This window comes from Bacillus sp. N12A5 (assembly GCF_026790125.1).
Taxonomy (GTDB): domain Bacteria; phylum Bacillota; class Bacilli; order Bacillales; family Bacillaceae; genus Bacillus.
This window is the reverse complement of sequence record NZ_JALAMR010000043.1, coordinates 1-533: the sequence shown is the minus strand read 5'-3', so window position 1 is coordinate 533 and position 533 is coordinate 1. Positions and strand designations below refer to the sequence as shown.

Here is a 533-nt window from a genome sequence, read left to right as displayed (position 1 = left end):
AAGACGATGTATTCGTTCATTTCTCTGCTATTCAAGGCGAAGGCTTCAAAACTTTAGAAGAAGGCCAAGCTGTTTCTTTCGAAATCGTTGAAGGTAACCGCGGACCACAAGCTGCTAACGTAACTAAAGAAGCGTAAGCATAAATTGATATGCAAAACTGCAGGTGAAAACCTGCAGTTTTTATTTCGATAAAAAAGCTGTTTTGCTTAAGCAAAACAGCTTTTTTCATTAGTTTGCAATATCCCGTTTCATGAAGGTTCCGAAAGCAAGCAACAGGAAGATAATAAAGTAAATCACCAGCATAATAACGGAGAAAGTCATTGTCATCCCTTCTACTAACGGTGTCCCCTCTACATATTGCATTAAACTGACATTGGCAAATAAAATATACTTTGCCCAATCAAACTTCATCGCAATAAATGCAGTGGCTGTCGTACCCGTTACCAATAAAAAGATGGAAAAGCCTACTGCAAGTGAGCTGTTTCTAAAAACAGCCGACAGCATAAATGCCATCGTTGCGATCATTAAAGCAG

Annotated in this window: 1 protein-coding gene and 1 pseudogene; one reads left to right on the top strand and one right to left on the bottom strand. The window is 38.8% G+C overall.

All coding sequences use genetic code 11. The annotated features are described in order from the left end of the window. Window positions 1–137, top strand: a 137-nt coding sequence (gene cspB / locus MOC09_RS20105; protein ID WP_268371698.1) for a cold shock-like protein CspB, incomplete at its 5' end; no start/stop codon positions are given. Window positions 138–228: 91 nt separating this feature from the next. Here the strand turns inward: cspB and MOC09_RS20100 are convergent. Continuing rightward, window positions 229–533 (bottom strand): annotated as a pseudogene (locus MOC09_RS20100) (ABC transporter permease); the annotation flags it as partial.